This is a genomic window from Mesorhizobium sp. M7A.F.Ca.US.006.04.2.1, assembly GCF_004022915.1.
GTDB lineage: Bacteria > Pseudomonadota > Alphaproteobacteria > Rhizobiales > Rhizobiaceae > Mesorhizobium > Mesorhizobium ciceri.
Genome location: NZ_RZQA01001098.1, coordinates 1 through 1730 on the forward strand (window position 1 = coordinate 1; position 1730 = coordinate 1730).

General features: G+C 59.7%; 1 protein-coding gene and 1 pseudogene. Both read left to right on the forward strand.

The window, feature by feature from the left end; translation table 11 throughout:
• Positions 1–165: pseudogene (locus tag EN925_RS41170) on the forward strand (GNAT family N-acetyltransferase); the annotation flags it as partial.
• Between the two features lie 107 nt (positions 166–272).
• Positions 273–1730 (forward strand): hypothetical protein (locus tag EN925_RS34675; RefSeq protein WP_128337308.1); only part of this gene is annotated, 1458 nt, incomplete at its 3' end.

Genomic DNA, 1730 nt, shown 5'->3' on the forward strand with positions numbered 1-1730 from the left:
CGCCAGAACGGTGCACGGCTGCTCGAGGCTTGTCCGATAGATCTGTCTCGCGATTCGCGTTCGATCGGCCTGTTCGTCGGCTCGTCGCGGGTCTTCGAGAAGGCTGGTTTCGAGAGGCTGTTGGAACGCAAGGCCGGTCGGCCGCTGATGCGGCTGGTGCTTTGATCGAGATTGCCTGCCCGGGTGCCGTTGTCGATCTCACCTTGCGGTTGCAGCGGTAATTTCATACCAGACGGACAAAGCCTTTCTTCTCGGTCAAACGGAGAATTCGCGTGAACCGTGCCCTGCCATTCGTGTTCCTTCTTGCGTTGAGTGCCCCTGCTCTCAGTCAGACCGTCGACAGTCAGGGTGCGAAGCAATTGTCCGACGACTTGTCCCGCTATGTCGGCAAGCAGGCCATCGACAAAGGCATTTTGAAGGTTTCGCTGGAAGGTGGTGCCTACAAGATCCTGTACGATTTCAAGGCACTTGCCGCATCATTTCCGGACCAGAAACTGCTGAAGTTCGACTTTGCGCCCTATGCCCTGATGGTCAAGCCGCGCAGCGACGGATCCTGGGATGTCTCGATGGATTTCTCCCAGAGCGCCTCCTTCGAGTTCAACGGACCCGAAGGACTGCAAAGCACTCAGTTTTCGATCAAGGACGGCAAGGGCTCGGGCGTCTACGATCCAAATCTGGCGGCCTTCACCAGCGGCACCAGTTCGATGGCCGGCATGACGATGACGTCGAAGGATGCCAAGCAGCACATGGAGGCCAGCGCCGGCGCTGGCATCGCGACCGTTGCCGCGACCAAGTCGGCGACCGGGGGCGTCGATTTCACAACCTCGCAGAAGGTGTCGAGGTTTGTCGAAGCGATCAATTTCGATGACCCCGAGAGCGGGCTGAAATTCCCGGTCACCGTCAGGTCGCCGGAACTATCGGTCGAAGCCAGCGGCAAGGGCGTGCGGACCAAGCCATTGCTCGATCTTCTGGCATTTGCTGTGGCCAACGAGGACGAGGCGACGCTGAAGGCCAACCAGGCGCAGCTCAAATCGCTTTTGTTCGCCGCCTTACCGCTTTGGCAGCGTATCGACGGGACCTATGGTTTCAAGGATTTCGCGGTGGAAAGCCCGGTCGGCAATTTCGGCGCCACCCAGCTCAGCACCGTGTTCGGCTCCGACGGCGTCGCCCAAAACGGCACGATCACCTACGGCATCAAGGCATCGGGACTGACCGTGCCGACCCAGCTTCTCCCGAGCTGGAGCGTGGGGTTGTTGCCCACCGATGTCGATTTGAACTTTGGCGGCGCCAATATCGATCTCGACAGCATGGCGAAGAAGGCGATCGAAGCTTTTGATCTCAATAAGAATCCGCCGCTGTCTGCCGAATTCGGCGAGCAGCTTAAGGCCGACTTCATGGCCAAGACGCCGAAGGTCGTGCTTGGCCACAGCACCGTGAAGAACAAGGATACGGAGATCGCCTTGGAAGGCGAGATGACATTCCCAGGCGAAAAGCCCGAAGGTAGCGTGACCGTCGATGTCGCCGGCTTCGACAAGCTTGTCGAAGGCCTGCAGGAAGCGGCAAAGTCGGAACCGGAGGTGGCCCAATACGTGCCAGTCGCTCTCATGGCGAAGGGCTTTGGCAAGACGCTGCCCGATGGCCGGCTGGAATGGATCGTCAACGCCAAGGCCGACGGTTCGGTCACCGTCAATGGCGTCATGCTGAAGCCTGCCGATCCGGCCGTGGACGAC